General features: G+C 59.6%; 19 protein-coding genes. 12 read left to right on the forward strand and 7 right to left on the reverse strand.

The features are described 5' to 3' along the window. Positions 1–36: 36 nt before the first annotated feature. From H2509_RS15430 to H2509_RS15440, 3 genes are all read left to right on the forward strand, one after another. Positions 37–804: a CbtA family protein gene (locus H2509_RS15430; RefSeq protein ID WP_182166874.1), complete on the forward strand. Its 768-nt coding sequence runs from the start codon at positions 37–39 to the stop codon at positions 802–804. Between the two features lie 244 nt (positions 805–1,048). Next, positions 1,049–2,563 (forward strand): amidase, encoded by a 1,515-nt coding sequence (locus tag H2509_RS15435; protein ID WP_182166876.1) that lies wholly within the window; start codon positions 1,049–1,051, stop codon positions 2,561–2,563. A 170-nt stretch (positions 2,564–2,733) separates the two neighbouring features. After that, a complete protein-coding gene (locus H2509_RS15440) occupies positions 2,734–3,240 on the forward strand; it encodes a DUF1097 domain-containing protein (RefSeq protein ID WP_182166878.1) in 507 nt (168 codons plus the stop codon). A gap of 229 nt (positions 3,241–3,469) precedes the next feature. On the opposite strand, the gene H2509_RS15445 is transcribed toward H2509_RS15440, so the two are convergent. Then, positions 3,470–3,952, reverse strand: coding sequence for a YHS domain-containing (seleno)protein (locus H2509_RS15445; protein WP_182166880.1), 483 nt, complete (start codon positions 3,950–3,952; stop codon positions 3,470–3,472). Positions 3,953–4,211: 259 nt separating this feature from the next. Between H2509_RS15445 and H2509_RS15450 the strand changes: the two genes are divergently transcribed. Further along, positions 4,212–4,793 carry a TetR/AcrR family transcriptional regulator gene (locus H2509_RS15450; protein ID WP_182166882.1) on the forward strand — a complete coding sequence of 194 codons (582 nt, stop codon included), beginning with the start codon at positions 4,212–4,214 and terminating at the stop codon, positions 4,791–4,793. Between the two features lie 15 nt (positions 4,794–4,808). Here the strand turns inward: H2509_RS15450 and H2509_RS15455 are convergent, their stop codons facing one another. The 3 genes from H2509_RS15455 to H2509_RS15465 all read right to left on the reverse strand — a co-directional run bounded on the left by H2509_RS15455 (position 4,809) and on the right by H2509_RS15465 (position 6,508). Continuing rightward, positions 4,809–5,327, reverse strand: coding sequence for a GNAT family N-acetyltransferase (locus H2509_RS15455; protein ID WP_182166884.1), 519 nt, complete (start codon positions 5,325–5,327; stop codon positions 4,809–4,811). Positions 5,328–5,416: 89 nt separating this feature from the next. Further along, complete coding sequence (locus tag H2509_RS15460; RefSeq protein WP_182166886.1) at positions 5,417–6,049, reverse strand: glutathione binding-like protein; 633 nt, start codon at positions 6,047–6,049, stop codon at positions 5,417–5,419. A gap of 81 nt (positions 6,050–6,130) precedes the next feature. Next, complete coding sequence (locus H2509_RS15465; RefSeq protein ID WP_182166888.1) at positions 6,131–6,508, reverse strand: nuclear transport factor 2 family protein; 378 nt, start codon at positions 6,506–6,508, stop codon at positions 6,131–6,133. Positions 6,509–6,712: 204 nt separating this feature from the next. On the opposite strand from H2509_RS15465, the gene H2509_RS15470 reads away from it, so the two are divergent. After that, positions 6,713–7,066, forward strand: a complete 354-nt coding sequence (locus H2509_RS15470; RefSeq protein WP_235975008.1) for a winged helix-turn-helix transcriptional regulator — start codon at positions 6,713–6,715, stop codon at positions 7,064–7,066. Positions 7,067–7,156: 90 nt separating this feature from the next. On the opposite strand, the gene H2509_RS15475 is transcribed toward H2509_RS15470, so the two are convergent. Next, entirely contained in the window at positions 7,157–7,531 is a 375-nt protein-coding gene (locus H2509_RS15475; RefSeq protein ID WP_182166892.1) for a nuclear transport factor 2 family protein, read from the reverse strand. A gap of 152 nt (positions 7,532–7,683) precedes the next feature. Further along, positions 7,684–8,238, reverse strand: a complete 555-nt coding sequence (locus H2509_RS15480; RefSeq protein WP_182166894.1) for a TetR/AcrR family transcriptional regulator — start codon at positions 8,236–8,238, stop codon at positions 7,684–7,686. A 129-nt stretch (positions 8,239–8,367) separates the two neighbouring features. On the opposite strand from H2509_RS15480, the gene H2509_RS15485 reads away from it, so the two are divergent. Further along, positions 8,368–8,994, forward strand: a complete 627-nt coding sequence (locus tag H2509_RS15485; protein WP_182166896.1) for a glutathione S-transferase family protein — start codon at positions 8,368–8,370, stop codon at positions 8,992–8,994. A 185-nt stretch (positions 8,995–9,179) separates the two neighbouring features. After that, a complete protein-coding gene (locus H2509_RS15490) occupies positions 9,180–9,860 on the forward strand; it encodes a cupin domain-containing protein (RefSeq protein WP_182166898.1) in 681 nt (226 codons plus the stop codon). Between the two features lie 75 nt (positions 9,861–9,935). Here H2509_RS15490 and H2509_RS15495 read toward each other — a convergent pair whose 3' ends face one another. Next, positions 9,936–11,072, reverse strand: coding sequence for a DegT/DnrJ/EryC1/StrS family aminotransferase (locus tag H2509_RS15495; protein ID WP_182166900.1), 1,137 nt, complete (start codon positions 11,070–11,072; stop codon positions 9,936–9,938). Between the two features lie 123 nt (positions 11,073–11,195). On the opposite strand from H2509_RS15495, the gene H2509_RS15500 reads away from it, so the two are divergent. The 5 genes from H2509_RS15500 to H2509_RS15520 are packed head-to-tail and all read left to right on the forward strand — an operon-like array spanning position 11,196 to position 15,209. Continuing rightward, the gene (locus H2509_RS15500) at positions 11,196–11,942 is read left to right on the forward strand and encodes a cephalosporin hydroxylase family protein (RefSeq protein WP_182166902.1); all 747 of its coding nucleotides are present in this window, start codon (positions 11,196–11,198) and stop codon (positions 11,940–11,942) included. A 4-nt stretch (positions 11,943–11,946) separates the two neighbouring features. Beyond that, positions 11,947–12,468, forward strand: coding sequence for a GNAT family N-acetyltransferase (locus tag H2509_RS15505; RefSeq protein ID WP_182166904.1), 522 nt, complete (start codon positions 11,947–11,949; stop codon positions 12,466–12,468). Then, entirely contained in the window at positions 12,465–13,214 is a 750-nt protein-coding gene (locus tag H2509_RS15510) for a WbqC family protein (protein ID WP_182166906.1), read from the forward strand. Before H2509_RS15505 ends, H2509_RS15510 begins: the two co-directional genes overlap by 4 nt. Next, positions 13,201–14,043 (forward strand): phytanoyl-CoA dioxygenase family protein, encoded by an 843-nt coding sequence (locus H2509_RS15515; protein WP_182166908.1) that lies wholly within the window; start codon positions 13,201–13,203, stop codon positions 14,041–14,043. Before H2509_RS15510 ends, H2509_RS15515 begins: the two co-directional genes overlap by 14 nt. 2 nt (positions 14,044–14,045) lie before the next feature. Continuing rightward, positions 14,046–15,209, forward strand: coding sequence for a methyltransferase domain-containing protein (locus H2509_RS15520; RefSeq protein ID WP_182166910.1), 1,164 nt, complete (start codon positions 14,046–14,048; stop codon positions 15,207–15,209). The last annotated feature ends 39 nt before the right edge of the window (positions 15,210–15,248 follow it).

The raw sequence follows: 15,248 nt of genomic DNA on the forward strand, positions 1-15,248 counted from the left end.
AGCGGCAAACCGTCACTTGTTGACGGGGAGGGGAACATGATCAATCGACTTTTCGGTGTTGCCCTTGGCGCGGGCCTTATCGCCGGTTTGACGCTTTCGGTGTTGCAGGCATTCTTTACCGTGCCGATCATTCTGGAAGCGGAAACCTATGAAACCGCGTCCGCATTGACGCCGGGGCTGCAGCACGCCATTGCCCATGCCAATGATGTCGGCATCTGGCTGGCGAGCAGCGGCGAGGCGCATGCCGCCCACGAGGCAGCCCCCGGTTTTCTCGACAGGGTCTTCGGTGAATGGGCGCCGGAAGACGGACTGGAGCGGACGTTCTACACCACCGTCTCGAGTCTGGTTGTCGGCTTTGGCTTCGCGTTGATGGCGCTTGCGGCCATGCTGCTGGGTACGAAGCGCATCGATGCCAGTGTCGGGCTCGCCTGGGGCATCGCCGGGTTTGCAGCCTTCTCGCTGGCACCGTCCCTCGGCCTGCCGCCCGAAATCCCCGGTTCCGCCGCTGCCGATCTGGCCGGTCGTCAAACCTGGTGGTGGTCGACCGTCATCGCTACCGCAGGCGGATTGTGGCTGCTGCTTGCTTCTCGACGCGGTCCGGCCTTGAAGGCTGCGGGTGTCGCCCTGATCCTGGTGCCACACGTCGTCGGAGCGCCTCATCCGGAAGCTTTCGAGGCAACGGCGCCAGCAGAACTTGCCGGCCACTTCGCAGCGGCATCGCTTGTCTGCAGCGCCGTGTTCTGGGCGGTTCTCGGATCGAGCCTTGGCTGGCTGTGGTCACGCGGGAAAGAAGAAGACGCATGACGCCTTGTCGCTACCGGGCGGGTCTTGGCGGCCGGCGCGGGTAAGTTGAATATCCCTGGCGGATCCTCTTTGGACCGCCGGGGCAGACAGATCCTCCATTTCCACCGCTCCCGCATCAAAGGGATGCGGGAGCGATGGAAAGCTCCCTCATACGAGAGAAGTGCGTGTAGATATATGAAATTTCAACAATAAAAAATTCATTGAAATCATGCGTTCCAACCGGGATCCGCGAAAGGAAAAAGAGATGACCATTAACCGGCCAAATGTTGACCAGATCGTCGAGATCGCTCGCGAATTGGGAATGAGCATGTCTGCGGAAAAGGCTGCGGAATATCTCGCAGTCATGCAGGCGAACTTCGATCCGTACGACATGGTCGACGCGATGGCGGACAACCTGCCGCCGGTGAAATATCCACGGACGCCCGGATACCGTCCGGGTCCGGACGAGAACCCCCTGAACGCCTGGTATTTCAAGAGCGAGATCAAGGGTGCTCCATCGGGCAAGCTTGCCGGCAAGCGGGTCGTCATCAAGGACAATGTTGCCGTCGCCGGAGTTCCGATGATGAACGGCTCCTCGACGCTCGAAGGATTCGTGCCGTCCTATGATGCGACGATCGTCAGCCGACTGCTGGACGCAGGCGCAACCGTCGTCGGTAAATCCACCTGCGAACAATTCTGCCTGTCGGCCGGCAGCCACTCCTCCGATCCCGGCCCGGTGCACAATCCGCATAAATACGGCTACTCCGCTGGCGGCTCCTCCTCCGGCAGCGCCGCCCTGGTCGCCAAGGGTGAAGTGGAACTTGCAATCGGCGGCGACCAGGGCGGTTCCATCCGCATTCCCGCAGCTTTCTGCGGCGTCTACGGTATGAAAGCGACCTATGGCCTCGTTCCCTATACCGGCGTCATGCCGATCGAAATGACGGTGGACCACACCGGCCCCATCACCAACAACGTGCTCGACAATGCACTCATGCTCGAGGTGCTGGCCGGCCCGGATGGCCTCGATCCTCGTCAGTACGCGCCCAAGGTCACGCCATATGCGGACGTGCTCGACCGTGGCGTGAAAGGCATGCGGATCGGCTTGCTGAAGGAAGGTCTGGAGGTGCCGCTGCTGGAAGACGACGTCGCGGCGAAAGTCCGCGCGGCGGCTGACCACTTCGCAAGCCTCGGCGCCATCGTGGAAGAGGTTTCCATTCCCGAGCATCCGCAGCTTGCCGCGCTCTGGGGCCCCATCGGCATGGAAGGCCTGGCCGTCCAGATGATGTTCGGCAACGGCATGGGCTACAACTGGAAGGGCTTCTACGACGTCGCCCTGATGGAGGCCCATTCCGGCTGGCGCGATCGGGCTGACGACCTCTCAAAGACGCTGACGATCGCGATGATCGTCGGACGCTACATGCAGAAGCAGTATCGCGGCGCTTTCTATGGCAAGGCGCAAAACATCGCGCGGCGCATGAAGGCGATCTACGACGCGGCATTCGCCAAATACGACCTCATCCTGACGCCGACGGTCGGCATGAAGGCGACGCGCCTGCCGGGCCCCGACGCACCGATCGCCGAGATCGTTTCCCGCTCCTGGGAGATGCTGGGGGCGACCGCGCAATACGACGTTACAGGCCACCCAGCGATGTCCATTCCTTGCGGCATGGGCGACGGCCTGCCAATCGGGCTGTCGATCGCGGCGGCGGATTACCAGGAAAGCAAGATCTACCAGGCGGCCGCAGCCTTCGAGGCTTCGGTCGACTGGCGGCACTTCTGATACCGAGGGGGCAACAGCCCGCTGCGGGAGTTCGCGTCACGGTTCATCGTTGGCGCGTGAATCAGGCTTCGGCGGCGCTTGACGGTGTGATCGTCCACTCCGTCAAGCGTACCGGGAAGGCAAGAGGTACACCAGCAGAGGGGACTAAGACGATGTCCGGTATTTGGGCTATGGCTTTGAGTGTTGGGTTCTTCGGCGGAGTGGCGACATGGTCGCTTCTGTCGATAGGCACAATCCTGTTATGGGGCGTTTTCACCGCCTGGGCTTCCTATTTTGCCGCCGGCGGCGACAATAAGGCGATCGCCCTCAATATTACCTGCAACTCCTTCGGGTCGTTCGTGGCCTGGGCTGTTGCGGTGCTTGGACTGCTCAATCCGGTGCCCGGCCTGTCCATGCCGATCTGGCTCGGGATCCTGGTTGCCGCAAGCATCGTCTTCTTCGTGCTTTGCTCGCAGCTTCCGGCGCTCGGCTTCGTGCCCGGTATCGTCTTCGGCTACGCGACGACCTTCGCCTATCTGAGCCAGACGCCGGGCGCCTTCTCGCTCGATGCGCTTCTGGCGGCGAATTTCAGCAATGTGTTGCCGCTCGTCATCGTTTCGATGGCGGTGGGAACCATGTTCGGCACGGCATCCGCCAAGGGTGCGGGCATGTTGGCGACCAAATCCGCCACCACGTAAGCGATATCTTCCTCCCCTTTCCAGGGGGCTGAGGGGGAGGAGGCCTTGCCCGGAGCCTGTCGCACAAGCGGCGGACCCCGGGAGGTGGGTCGGCTGTCCACCCGCGCAACCAGGCGGTCGGCCCACCAATAATTCCACGCGCGGCGATCGTCCCCGCACACATGGAAAGGCCGCCTGTCCTTCCGGTCAGGCGGCCTCGCGTCTGGAGGGAAACCCTCGGGTCAGACGATTACTTCTTGGCGAGGAGGTCAGCCGGGCTGGCGTCCTTGACCTTGGTCCAGTTGCCGTCGGCGTCGTGGATCTTGGTAGCCGTGTCTTCGCTCCACAGCTCAACGACCTTCGGCGACAGGTTCAGGTACAGCTTGCCGTCGACGATCTTCCACAGCTCCGGATCGCCGTCGAACTTCAGGCCGAGAGCCATGCCGTAGGCGCAGTAGCCGCCGAACTGCGGGGCGTACTTGGCCGGATCGGCGTCGAAGGCCTTCTTGTTGTCTTCGCTGGCAAAGCGGTAGGTGGCGCCGTTGTAGACGGAGACGATATCGACCTTGCCGTCGACCGGATGGCCGGCGGTGAAGTAGGAGACCGGGTCGACGCCGCGCAGGGCGAGACCGGTGGAAGTGGCGTTGACGTCGAAACCGGCGGCCAGGGCGTTGGTGGCGAGCGTGGCAGCGAAAGCGGCGGCGATAAGGCCGCGGCGGATAAAGGTCTTCATCTTGATGTCCTCTCCAGCGTCTCACAGCCAGCGAGGGCGCTCGCGCCTCCCGTATGGCCGTGATAATGTACTGATCAGTCCCGAACCGGCCTGTCGCGGCCGGTAAAGGTACGTGACCGTACAATTAGGAACCGATCGGTACAAAACACATGCGCGTGAGACAGGCGTGAGAGGCGCAATCCTGTATACCGGTGCCAAATTGCACCGGCCGCGGAGGCGGTGATACAGGTTCGGCAGGCTGGCGGCAGAGAGAAAGTGGATGGCAAGACCGCGCGAATTCGAGATCGACGAAGCCCTGGAAATGGCGATGCACGTCTTCTGGTCGAAGGGCTACGAGGCGACGACGCTGCCGGACCTGCTGGATGCCATGGGAATTTCCCGTGGCTCCTTCTACAAGGCTTTCCACGACAAGCGTTCGGTCTATTTCGCGGCGCTGGAGCGCTACGAGGAAACGAGGGTAGGCGTCACCGTGGGCAATCTCACGGACAGCTCCAACGGCCGGGGCAGGGACAGGATCGCCGATCTCTTTACACGGCTTGCCGCCGCTGATGGGCGTGACGGATGCTTTCTCTGCAATGCCGCAATCGACCGGGCACCGCACGATCCTGAAGTCGAGGCGCGGGTCAACGACATGATCAGGCGGCTGGAAGGCGGTTTCCGCCACGCTCTCCAGGAAGACAGGCCGGCATTGTCGCCCGACGTGCTGCAAAGCACGACCCGCTCGCTCGTTGTCAGCTATTTCGGCCTGCAAGTGCTGGGCACGGCAGGGCTCGACAACAATATCGCGCGCGATTGCCTGACCCAGGTGCTGCGCATGCTGGACGAGGTGATCGGCAAGTAGCGCGGTTCGGCCGGATCAGCCGAGCAGCTTTTCGAAGTGGAAGCGTCGGATGCCGCCGCCGATCGTCTTGTTGCTGGCGGTTTCCGCCACCTCCTCGCGCACGAGGATATAATCCGCGCTGCGATAGAAGCCGAGCGCGGCCTGCTGCAGTTCCGACGTGCTGAGGACGAGCCGGGCGGCACCGAGCCTGCGGGCTATCTCCTCCGCCCGCGCAAGCATTTCCCGTGCAATTCCCGTCCGGCGGACCTTGGCTGCCACATACATGCGCCTGAGTTCAAGCTCGCCCGGCCCCGCGGGCTCAAGTCCGAACATGCCGACAAGCCCGGTGTCGAACATGGCGACGTGGAAGCTGCCGCCCCTTTCCCCGTAATAGGCTTCCAGGCGCCCCATCTCCTCCGCGATCGACAGGTCGATGTAGCGGGCGAAGGCGTCTTCGCTGCCTGAGGGGGCCAGTTCGCGGTTCACGGCGACGAACAGCCCGATCACGGCTTCCGTGTCGTGGGGGTGAAAGGGTCGGATATTCAGTTCGCGCATGTCGCCGGCTCGCAACGCCCAAAAAAGAAAACCCCGGCACGGTTCGCACCGGCCGGGGCAAAGTGGCACAGTTTTTCAGGACTGCCGCTTCACGGCATCGGGATCGGCGAGGTATCGCCGTAGACAAGCCATGCGCGGCCAACGGCAGGACGCTCGGCAATCTCGACATACCAGCGCTTTACGTTCGGAAAATCGTTGAGATCGATCTTCTGCATCGGGTGACGCGACACCCAGGGCCAGATCGCCATGTCGGCGATCGTGTAGGCCTCTCCGGCTACGAAAGGCACCTCCGCAAGCCGGCGGTCGAGGACGCCGTAGAGCCGCTTCACCTCGGTGCCGTAACGCTCGGCCGAATAGTCCGACTTGCCGGGATTGTAATGCAGGAAATGCATGGCCTGGCCGAACATCGGGCCGACGCCGCCCATCTGCCACATCAGCCACTGCATGACGTTCCACTTGCCAGCCTCGTCCTTGGGCATGAACTGGCCGGTCTTTTGGGCGAGGTAGAGCAGGATGGCGCCCGACTCAAACAGCGTCTGGCCGGATTCGCGGTCGGCGATCGCCGGGATCTTGTTGTTGGGCGAAAGCTTCGTGAACTCTTCACCGAACTGGTCGCCCTTGCCGATATTGATCGGATGAGCGTTGTAGGGGAGACCCATTTCCTCCAGTGCAATGGTCACCTTGCGGCCGTTGCCGGTCATCCAGCTGTAGAGGTCGATCATTTGAAACTCCGAAAATGCGGGCACGCCGGTGCGCATGCGCACGTCCTGCGGGCCCTGTTGCCAGTTCCGGACCCGGCAGCGTCAGGCCTGCCTGAGGTCGTAGTGGAAGACCTTGGATACGATCTGCCAGCGGCCGTCGATCCGCACCAGGGTCAGGAAGTCGATGAAGTCCTTCGGTCCGGCGGAGCAACGCACACGGGCGAAGGCCATGTCCGGCGCGCCGAAGGTGATCTCGTCGATCGCGTCGGCGCGCGGTTCGTTGCGGCTTGCCGGCGACTCGCGCTGCTCCACGATCGGGAAATATTCCGCCATCGAAAGCTGCAGGAGAGGCGTCTCCGTCGCGCAGACGTAGATGGCGTCCTTGTGCAGCACCTGGCCGAGGCGTTTGGTGTCGCAGTGGTAGAGGCCGTCGAAATAGATCGCCATTGCTTCCGCGACTTCGGCGTATCTCGGATCCATGGTGATACCCTTAGCTGTTGTGCCGGAAATCCAGGGTTTAGCTAGTCAGTGCAATTTCGATTGTAAACGTGATATCTATCTGATACTTGCAAATATGATTACCAATTGGATACTTCGTTACTCGCGAGGTCTGCAGTCATGCCATTGAAAATACGGAAGAATCACAGCCCGGAGCCGCCCGAGACCTGCGCTTTGACCGAGTGCATGGCAATCATCGGAGGCGCCTGGACCACGAATGTCATCTGGAGCCTGAGGGCTGGGCCCAGGCGATTCAGCGAGTTGCGCATCGACATTCCGCCGGTCTCGCCGAAGGTTCTGACCACCCGGCTGAGGGAACTGGAGCAGCGCGGCGTGATCGTCAGGGAGGTCAAGCCGACCTCGCCGCCCTCGGTCGAATATTCCTTGACGCCGCTGGGCGCCCGCCTTGTGCCGGCGATCGAGGCGATCGTCGACGTTGGTCACAAGCTCAAGCACGAGAACGCGGCGTATGGCAGCTCCGCCCAGGCCGCCGAAGACGAGGGCGCCGATGCGCCGGTCGAGCGCAAGCGGGCGGTTTGAGCTTCCAGGGGGCTCCGGCCGCGCTGAACGGAAAAAGCCCGCGCCTTGCGGCGCGGGCCCTGATTTTTTGTCCGCCCGGACGGCCGGGCTTCAGGCCGGGGTGGTGTGGAAGATCTTGGTCAGGATGCGCCAGCGGCCCTCCACCTTCATCAGCGTGACCAGATCCACATAGGCTGTGGAGCCGAGCACGCCGCTGATGCGTGCGATCGCCGTCGACGGGCCGCCGAACTCGATCGAGTGGATCGTGCCGTTCTTCGTCTCGCCCTTGGAAGCCGGAGATTCGCGCTTGGACAGCACGTCGACATATTCTGCGGTCGTGCGGGTCATGATACCGCCGGCATCCGTCGACATCGCATAGAGCGCCGCTGGATGGAAAAGCTCGTTAATCCGCTTTTCGTCCGCGTGATACAGGGCGTCGAGATAGACCTCGAGTGCTTCGAGAACTTCCGAATAGGCATTGCTCATTGCAGATCTCCTCTTCGATCCGATCGGAAAAGTCTGCGGCAGAGCTAGTGGCGCAAATTCACAATGTAAACCTGATATCCTTGTGATACCGGTTGAATCAGGTTTCCGGGCAGAAACTAGGAGACCGTCCCCCTTCCCGGCCGTTTTCCGCCTTACAGCGAAGCCAGAATCCAGCGTTCGGTTTCAAGGAATACATCCGGATCGTGGGTCGCCACCGCAAGGATCATCGATCCCTGCAGGCTGCCGATCACCACGCTCGCCGGTATGGCCGGTGCGGCGGTGGCGGATGTCCTGAGCGCCCTGTCGGTCCATTCCAGCAGCCAGTCGAAATAGGAGCCGACGGATTGCGAAAGGGGAGCGGGAAGGTTGAGCGCCTCGCCGCCGAGTACGCAGGCTAGGCACACCTTGCCTTCCTTGACGGTGGATTGCCGATAGCCGCCGCACAGGCGTTCGATGCGCCGGCGCACGCTTTCGTCCGGATCGTCCGGCGCGCCCAGTCGCTCGGCGAAACGCTCCCGGTAGCGTTTGATGACCGCCTCGCCCAGGTCGACCTTCTGCGGAAAATGATAATGGACGCTTGCGCTCTTGATGCCGACATCCGCCGCAATGTCGCGGAAACTCACGGCGTCGAAGCCGCCCGCCCGCATGCGCGCTTCCGCGACATCCAGGATTTCGGAAGCCTTCCCGGCAAACTGTGTTGTGCCCATTCTTAACCTATCTACCACTTGATAGGAGTTGACAAGCAAAACATAACACGTCATCACCTACCTATCGATAGGTAGAAAGGCGAATGCGCTCCCCTACCGTCGATCCCAAGCCGAATTCAGGAGAGCATCATGAAGGTTTATGAGTTCAAGGGTTTCGCCAACCCGGCTCGCGTTCGCATCGCACTGGCCGAGAAAGGCCTGTTCGACAAAGTGGAGTTCATCCAGGTCAACGTTCCGGCCGGTGAGCACCGCACCCCGGAGTTCCTTGCCAAGAACCCGTCCGGCGTCGTGCCGGTCCTGGAGCTTGACGACGGCACTCAGATCTCCGAGAGCACCGCGATTACCGAGTATCTCGACCAGTCCGCCGGCGAGCCGACCCTGACGGGCAAGGGCGCCAAGGAGCGTGCCTACATTCATATGCGTCAGCGCAAGATTGAATCCGGCCTGCTTGAGGCGATCGGTCACTACTTCCATCATGCGACCGATGGTCTTGGCCCGCAGAACTACGCCCACAAGAACAAGGAGTGGGGCGAGTACCAGAAGTCGGTCGTTCTGAAGACCATGAAGGCCATGGACGACTACCTCGCCAGCAACGAATATCTGGCCGGCGACAAGTTCACCGTCGCCGACATCACCGGCATGGCCGGCTTCGCCTTCTGCGACTTCGTCAAGGTCGAGACCCCGGCCGAGCTGAAGAACCTGGCCGCCTGGAAGGGTCGCGTCTTCTCGCGTCCCAGCGCAGCTGTTGCCGCGTAATTAAATTGCCGATCAATCAGGGTTGAAGTAAGTATTAACACTGGTTGATTGAAGTGAGATCGGATGCTCTGGATCGACCATCAAGCACTGATGGCTGATTCAGGGCATCGCTCACAATTGTTTGTATTTATTTGCGTGAGTTGGCCCTGGTAATCACCGCTGAATGTCAAGAAGGACAATGTGTCATGCAGATAAATACCGACTTCGACAAGAGAACTTCTGTCCACTCGGAAATGCTGGAGTGGAAGGAATCTCCTATGAAGGGTGTGAGCCGCCGCATGCTCGACCGCATCGGCGGCGAAGTGGCGCGCGCCACGACGATCGTCCGCTACGATCCGGGCAGCCATTTCTCCGCGCATGTTCACACGGGCGGCGAGGAATTCATCGTTCTGGAAGGCGTGTTCCAGGATGAGCACGGGGACTTCCCCGCGGGCTCCTATATCCGCAACCCGCCGGAATCGAAGCACACGCCGGGTTCCGAACCGGGCTGCGTGATCTTCGTGAAACTCTGGCAGTTCGATCCCAAGGATCGCACGCATATCCGCATCGACATGAACAAGCTGGGCGCCGTGCCGGTGCAGGGCCGTCCGGGCGTATCCGTTTCGCCGCTGTTCAAGGACGAGCGCGAGGATGTGCGTCTGGAACATTGGGCGCCGGGCGCCGACGTGACCGTAGATGTCGACGGCGGTGCCGAGCTTCTGGTTCTCGAAGGCGGTTTCGAGGAATCCGGGGAATCTTTTGCCCGCCACTCCTGGCTGCGCGTTCCTATCGGCGGCAAGGTCGTCGCCAAGGCCGGGCCGGACGGCGCCAAGGTCTGGATCAAGACCGGCGGCCTGCGCTTCGTTGAACCGCCGAAGGCGGGGTGATGCCCGTACTATGAACCTGGGTTCTTTGGCGCGCCGCAGCTGCGGCGCGCCATTTGCGTTGCACTCGCTGCGTGTTCACTTCCGCAAGATGTCACTCAACGCCTTCGCTACGCGGTCGATCTTTGCCTCGTCCATGTGATAGCCAGAAGGAAGATTTACGCCGTAATTGGCTATCGCATGACCCTTTGGCTGTGCAGGAAGGAACCGCTTGCTCTGCTGGCGTCCTTCATAGGCCGGAATCGTAGACAAGGGTGAGAAGAAAGGTCGGGAATCGATATTCCGCGCCTTCAGTTCTTCCATGATCGCGAATTTATCCAGTCCGTATTCGGCATCCGGGATCACCGTCACCATCCAGAATGAATTTTCGGTACCCTCCGGCTCAGCGTTGAATGCCACGCCCTGAAGATCGCCGAGCCTCTCCTTGTAGCTGGCGAAGATCTTCCGCTTTGCTGCGATCAGTTCGTCGAAACGCTCCATTTGGGCAAGGCCGAGAGCGGCCTGTACGGCGCTCATCTTGTATTTGAAGGCAACCTCGGTGTTGATGAAAAAGCGGTCGCCGGGCGGCCGGCCATGATCGCGCAGGGTCATCACGCGGGCGAACAGCGCAGGATCGCCGGTAACGAGCATACCGCCTTCGCCTGTGGCGACAGTCTTTGATCCGTGGAATGAAAAGACGCCGACGTCGCCATGGCTGCCCGCCTGCCGGTCGTCATATGTGGACCCAAGCGCTTCGGCGGAATCTTCCAGCAGAAACAGGCCGTGGCGATCTGCAATTTTCCGCAGGCGTCGCCAATCGGCCATGGAGCCGTATAGATCGACGGCAATGATCGCCTTCGTGCGGTCTGTAATCGCCGCCTCGACGGCATCCGGATCGATGCACCAGGTATCCGGCAGGATGTCCACGAAGATGGGCGTCGCGCCGACATAGTCGACGGGGGCAATCGAGGCGATCCAGGTGACGTCGGGAACAATGACCTCGTCGCCGGGACCAATTCCCCGAGCAGCGAGGGCAAGATGGATCGCGGCTGTGCAGTGCGGCAGGCTCACCGCATGGGCGACACCGATGGTTTCGGCAAAGAGGGTCTCGAAGCGAGCGTTGAAGGAATAGTGGTTCTGATACCAGGCATTGCGCGCCGCATCCGCTGCATATTCGACTTCCCGGTCGGTTATCGAAGGGCCCGCTACAGGAATGAAATCGTCACTTGCAGCCATGTTTGCTCCGTGCGTCACATTTGTTCGCTTTTGCCACAGCTGGCGTCGAATTCGCAACGCGCCAAAATTTCGCCTTGGCCATCGGGTTCCTCGCGGCTAGGTTCTCGCCGGAAATAGCAGGGGATGCCAATGAAGGACGATCGCGCCGAATTCGAGGCGAATAAACGGGCGCAGGCGCTGGCGCTCGGCAAGGACAAGGCTGCCTTCGATCAGGCCCTCGATTTGCTTGTCACGCTGGACCGGTACGACTACAGCTACCTGTGGAGCTGGATGGGAGTTCCGATCATTCAACTCCCTGCGGATGTGATGGCAACGCAGGAAGTGATCTGGAAAACCAAGCCCGATGTCATCATCGAGACCGGCGTGGCCCGGGGCGGTTCCGTGATCTTTATGGCATCCTTGCTGGAGGTGATCGGCAAGGGAGTGGTCATTGGCGTCGACATCGACATTCGGGCGCATAATCGGCAAACGATCGAAACACATCCGATGTCCAAGCGTATCGAATTGATCGAAGGATCGTCCGTGGCGCAGGAGACGCTCGACCAGGTTCGCTCCCTCATTCCCGACGGCGCGTCCGTTATGGTGGTGCTGGATTCCGACCATTCCCGGGATCACGTTCTGGCGGAATTGAAGGCCTATGGTCCGCTCGTGACGAAGGGCTGCTACATGGTTGTTGCGGATACCGCGGTTGGCTACCTGGACGCTAACCGAGCGCCCACCAAACGCTCCAAGATTTGGTTTAAGGGCAACGAACCTCTTGCCGCCGTCTCCGATTTTCTGGGCGCGACGGATGAATTCGAAGTCGATGCTGAACTGAATGGCAAGCTTGTGCTTTGCTCTTCTCCGGGTGGCTATCTTATCAGGAAATAGAGAGATGGGAGAAGCCGGCGCTGCGATCACCCTGCGGGCTCCCGAAGCAAGCGATTTGAAGCTTTTTCAGAATATCCGTGAAGACGCTGCACTCCAGCACCAATTGCTCGCCTATCCGAAATCCCCCCGTGTGGATGATGCCGCCGAATGGTTGGCCCGCCGTCAGCGGGCGGAGAGCACGGTCTTCAAGGTATTGGCTCTTTTGGACGGCGAAGCGGTTGGTTTTGTTCAGATCGCGGATATCCATCGGCTGGGAGGGTATGGTTTTCTCGGCATAGCCGTCGCTCGTCCATATTGGGGGAAAGGATACGGTCGCGCGGGACTGCTGGCTATTCTCGAACATGCCCGGACCGATCTTGGGCTGCGCAAGCTTATGCTCTATGTTCGCAGCGATAATGAAGCAGCGATCTCGCTCTATAAATCAGCGGATTTCCGCCTGATCGGAACGCTGAGCAGGCACTATTTCGATGGCCGGCAATACCACGATGTCGTGCTCATGGAGCGTGATCTGGAGGGCCGCCATTGACCACTGTTGTCATTTCGCAGCCAATGTACTTCCCTTGGGTGGGCTTCTTCGAACAAATGGCCTTGGCGGATATCTATGTTTGGTTGGATGATGCTCAATTCTCCAAGGGGTCATTTACAAACCGGATTCAGGTGAAAATCGGCAACCAGCGCAAATGGATGTCCATCCCGTTGGCCGGCAAGGGGAGTTTCACGCCGATCTGCGATCTCAAATCGAGTGGGAATGACTGGCGCCGCTCGCACAAAGCTTTGCTGGAAGCTTCGCTGGCCCGACGCACTCGCCTCTCCGATGCCCTGGAGCTCTATGTGCGTGCGATTGAGATATCTCCGCTTTGTGACTTTCTCATTGCTTCTGCTGAAATACCAGCCGCGGCGATGGACGTCTTGCCCGCGCATATCGTTCGTTCTTCGGATATGCCTACCAGTGGTCATTCCTCGCAAAGGGTGTTGGACATTGTACGCAAGCTCGGCGGCACGCGTTATCTCACGGGGCATGGCGCAGCAAACTACCTCGATCATGAAGAATTCGAGAAAGCTGGAATCGAAGTTGACTACATGGATTATAGGCCTCTGCCCTGGCCTCAGCCGGATGGCGAGTTTACGCCCTACGTCACGGTGCTGGATCTGATTGCATCGGTGGGGGCCAGCGAAGCGCGACATCACCTACGTGGTGCTTCGATGCCGTGGCGACGGTTTGTTGAGCAGAGGCTGGATAAGACGGGTGTCAGAGGCAATGATGGAACGTAGCCCCTTTTTTGACCGCTTCGCGCGGGATGGATACCTACTGGCCCCCGGCTTCTATGATGTAGAAGCCCTTATTTCGCCGATACAGCAGGGGATCCGCTCCATCGTTGAATTGCTGTGCCAACGCTTTGAAGTTGATGTGCGTTGTGACACTCCCGAAGAGGCAATGACGCGGGCCTATCCGGCGCTTATCGCCCGCAATAGGGCCTGGGGCGGGATCGTATATGACGCAGTCAAACAAATCCCTGATTTCATCGCCCTTGTCGGGCACAGCAAAAACATTGATCTCTTTCGGGAGTTGAGGCCGGGATCCATTCCGGGTGTGGCGGCGGGTGGGTATGGCATAAGGATAGACAATCCTGGGGAAGCGAAATTCTCGGCGCCTTGGCATCAGGAGTTTCCTGCGCAGCTGCGCTCTGTGGATGGAGTAGTGTTCTGGACGCCACTGCTTCCTGTGTCATGTGAGATGGGGCCGGTTGTGATAGCGGAAGGCTCCCATAAAGAGGGCCTTGTACCAGTCTATGAAGATGACGGCGGCATCGGTAAAAGTGGAGCCTATTCCTTGAGGCTTGATCGCGAAACAGAGCGCCTAGAAAAATATTCTCAAGTAGCACCTCTAACTAATCCAGGTGATCTTGTGGCGATGGATTTTCTGACCCTGCATCGCTCTGGGGAAAACGTCTCCGACTGCCCTCGTTGGTCGATCCAGTTCAGATTTTTTAATTTTGCCGATCAGGTTGGCCAAAGCATCGACTGGAAAGGTTCCTTCGCCGCCGGGCAGAAGTTCTCCGATGTTTTACCGCAGCTGGTCCAAAACTCCGGGCGGGACTAACAATGAAGGTTTGCAGGATTTGCGATGCCGATCTTCCTCGACTGATCTACCATGCCGACGCGCCCGCGCTGACGTCTATTTCCAGTCAAATAGATGTGGCGACCGATTTATATGCCTGCGAAGTATGTGGTCATGTACAAGGGCCGGATCTTCCGGACGTGCAGAGCTTCTATGATACGGACTATCGAATCTCACTTCAGTCGGATGATTTTGATCAGCTTTATGAAGTGAGGGACGGCTTGCCCGTCTACAGAACCGACGAACAGGCAAGGCTTATCCTTGAAAACTTGAAGCTCAGCTACGGCGCCTCAGTGCTGGACTACGGGGCCGCTAAAGCTGCGACTCTTTCAAAGATCTTGTTGCTGCGCCCAGATATTGACGCCTATGTCTATGATGTATCCTCGGATTATAAGTCTCACTGGGATAAATGGCTCGCCCCGGACCATCAGGCACTCTATTCCGTGCCGGGCGGATGGCGTGGGAAGTTTGATCTCGTGACAGCGCATTTTGTTCTGGAGCATCTTGTTGATCCCGTATCGATCCTCAAGGAAATGGCGGGCCTCATCAAACCTGATGGTAGAATATTCTTTACTGTTCCATCATTTCAGGGAAATCCGGGCGATCTGCTGGTCGTCGATCACCTTAATCATTTCACCGAGGCGTCGTTGGCGGAGGCAGTCCGCAGATCTGGTCTCTCGCTGACTGGCCTCGACGCAGAAAGTTTCCGCGGCGCATATCTTGTGACGGCGTCGCAGAGAGCCGATACGGTGGAGAAAGCCAATTTCGACCCGTCGATCGGTTGTGCGTCAGCTAAAGAAATTGCCGATAGTTGGACTGAAGCTGCCAGTCGGATCGAGAGCGCGGCGAAGATGCATTCCGGCAAGAAGATGGCGATCTATGGTGCAGGTTTCTACGGCTCTTTCATCGCCCAGAGATTGAAGCACGTCGCGCCTCGGCCAGCCTACTTCATCGACTCAAATCAGCACTTGCAAGGTTCCAGCATTTTTGGAATTCCCGTGATTTCTCCATCGGATGTGCCGGCCGATATCGCGGTCATTTTTGTTGGTCTCAATCCGATCCATGCCAGGCGGATAATTTCCTGCAACCAAGCGCTGGCGAAAGGGCGATTTGAATTTGCCTATATATTCGATGCGCTTGATCGGTAGCTTCCCCGTTCGATACAGAAATCAATGCAAATATTGGAA

It is taken from the genome of Stappia albiluteola (assembly GCF_014050225.1).
Lineage (GTDB): Bacteria > Pseudomonadota > Alphaproteobacteria > Rhizobiales > Stappiaceae > Hongsoonwoonella > Hongsoonwoonella albiluteola.

Excerpts from the sequence above, each read along its gene's own strand:
- H2509_RS15430 (WP_182166874.1), top strand. The coding sequence starts at position 37 with ATGATCAATCGACTTTTCGGTGTTGCCCTTGGCGCGGGCCTTATCGCC.
- H2509_RS15435 (WP_182166876.1), top strand. The coding sequence starts at position 1,049 with ATGACCATTAACCGGCCAAATGTTGACCAGATCGTCGAGATCGCTCGC.
- H2509_RS15440 (WP_182166878.1), top strand. The coding sequence starts at position 2,734 with ATGGCTTTGAGTGTTGGGTTCTTCGGCGGAGTGGCGACATGGTCGCTT.
- H2509_RS15445 (WP_182166880.1), bottom strand. The coding sequence starts at position 3,952 with ATGAAGACCTTTATCCGCCGCGGCCTTATCGCCGCCGCTTTCGCTGCC.
- H2509_RS15450 (WP_182166882.1), top strand. The coding sequence starts at position 4,212 with ATGGCAAGACCGCGCGAATTCGAGATCGACGAAGCCCTGGAAATGGCG.
- H2509_RS15455 (WP_182166884.1), bottom strand. The coding sequence starts at position 5,327 with ATGCGCGAACTGAATATCCGACCCTTTCACCCCCACGACACGGAAGCC.
- H2509_RS15460 (WP_182166886.1), bottom strand. The coding sequence starts at position 6,049 with ATGATCGACCTCTACAGCTGGATGACCGGCAACGGCCGCAAGGTGACC.
- H2509_RS15465 (WP_182166888.1), bottom strand. The coding sequence starts at position 6,508 with ATGGATCCGAGATACGCCGAAGTCGCGGAAGCAATGGCGATCTATTTC.
- H2509_RS15470 (WP_235975008.1), top strand. The coding sequence starts at position 6,713 with ATGGCAATCATCGGAGGCGCCTGGACCACGAATGTCATCTGGAGCCTG.
- H2509_RS15475 (WP_182166892.1), bottom strand. The coding sequence starts at position 7,531 with ATGAGCAATGCCTATTCGGAAGTTCTCGAAGCACTCGAGGTCTATCTC.
- H2509_RS15480 (WP_182166894.1), bottom strand. The coding sequence starts at position 8,238 with ATGGGCACAACACAGTTTGCCGGGAAGGCTTCCGAAATCCTGGATGTC.
- H2509_RS15485 (WP_182166896.1), top strand. The coding sequence starts at position 8,368 with ATGAAGGTTTATGAGTTCAAGGGTTTCGCCAACCCGGCTCGCGTTCGC.
- H2509_RS15490 (WP_182166898.1), top strand. The coding sequence starts at position 9,180 with ATGCAGATAAATACCGACTTCGACAAGAGAACTTCTGTCCACTCGGAA.
- H2509_RS15495 (WP_182166900.1), bottom strand. The coding sequence starts at position 11,072 with ATGGCTGCAAGTGACGATTTCATTCCTGTAGCGGGCCCTTCGATAACC.
- H2509_RS15500 (WP_182166902.1), top strand. The coding sequence starts at position 11,196 with ATGCCAATGAAGGACGATCGCGCCGAATTCGAGGCGAATAAACGGGCG.
- H2509_RS15505 (WP_182166904.1), top strand. The coding sequence starts at position 11,947 with ATGGGAGAAGCCGGCGCTGCGATCACCCTGCGGGCTCCCGAAGCAAGC.
- H2509_RS15515 (WP_182166908.1), top strand. The coding sequence starts at position 13,201 with ATGATGGAACGTAGCCCCTTTTTTGACCGCTTCGCGCGGGATGGATAC.
- H2509_RS15520 (WP_182166910.1), top strand. The coding sequence starts at position 14,046 with ATGAAGGTTTGCAGGATTTGCGATGCCGATCTTCCTCGACTGATCTAC.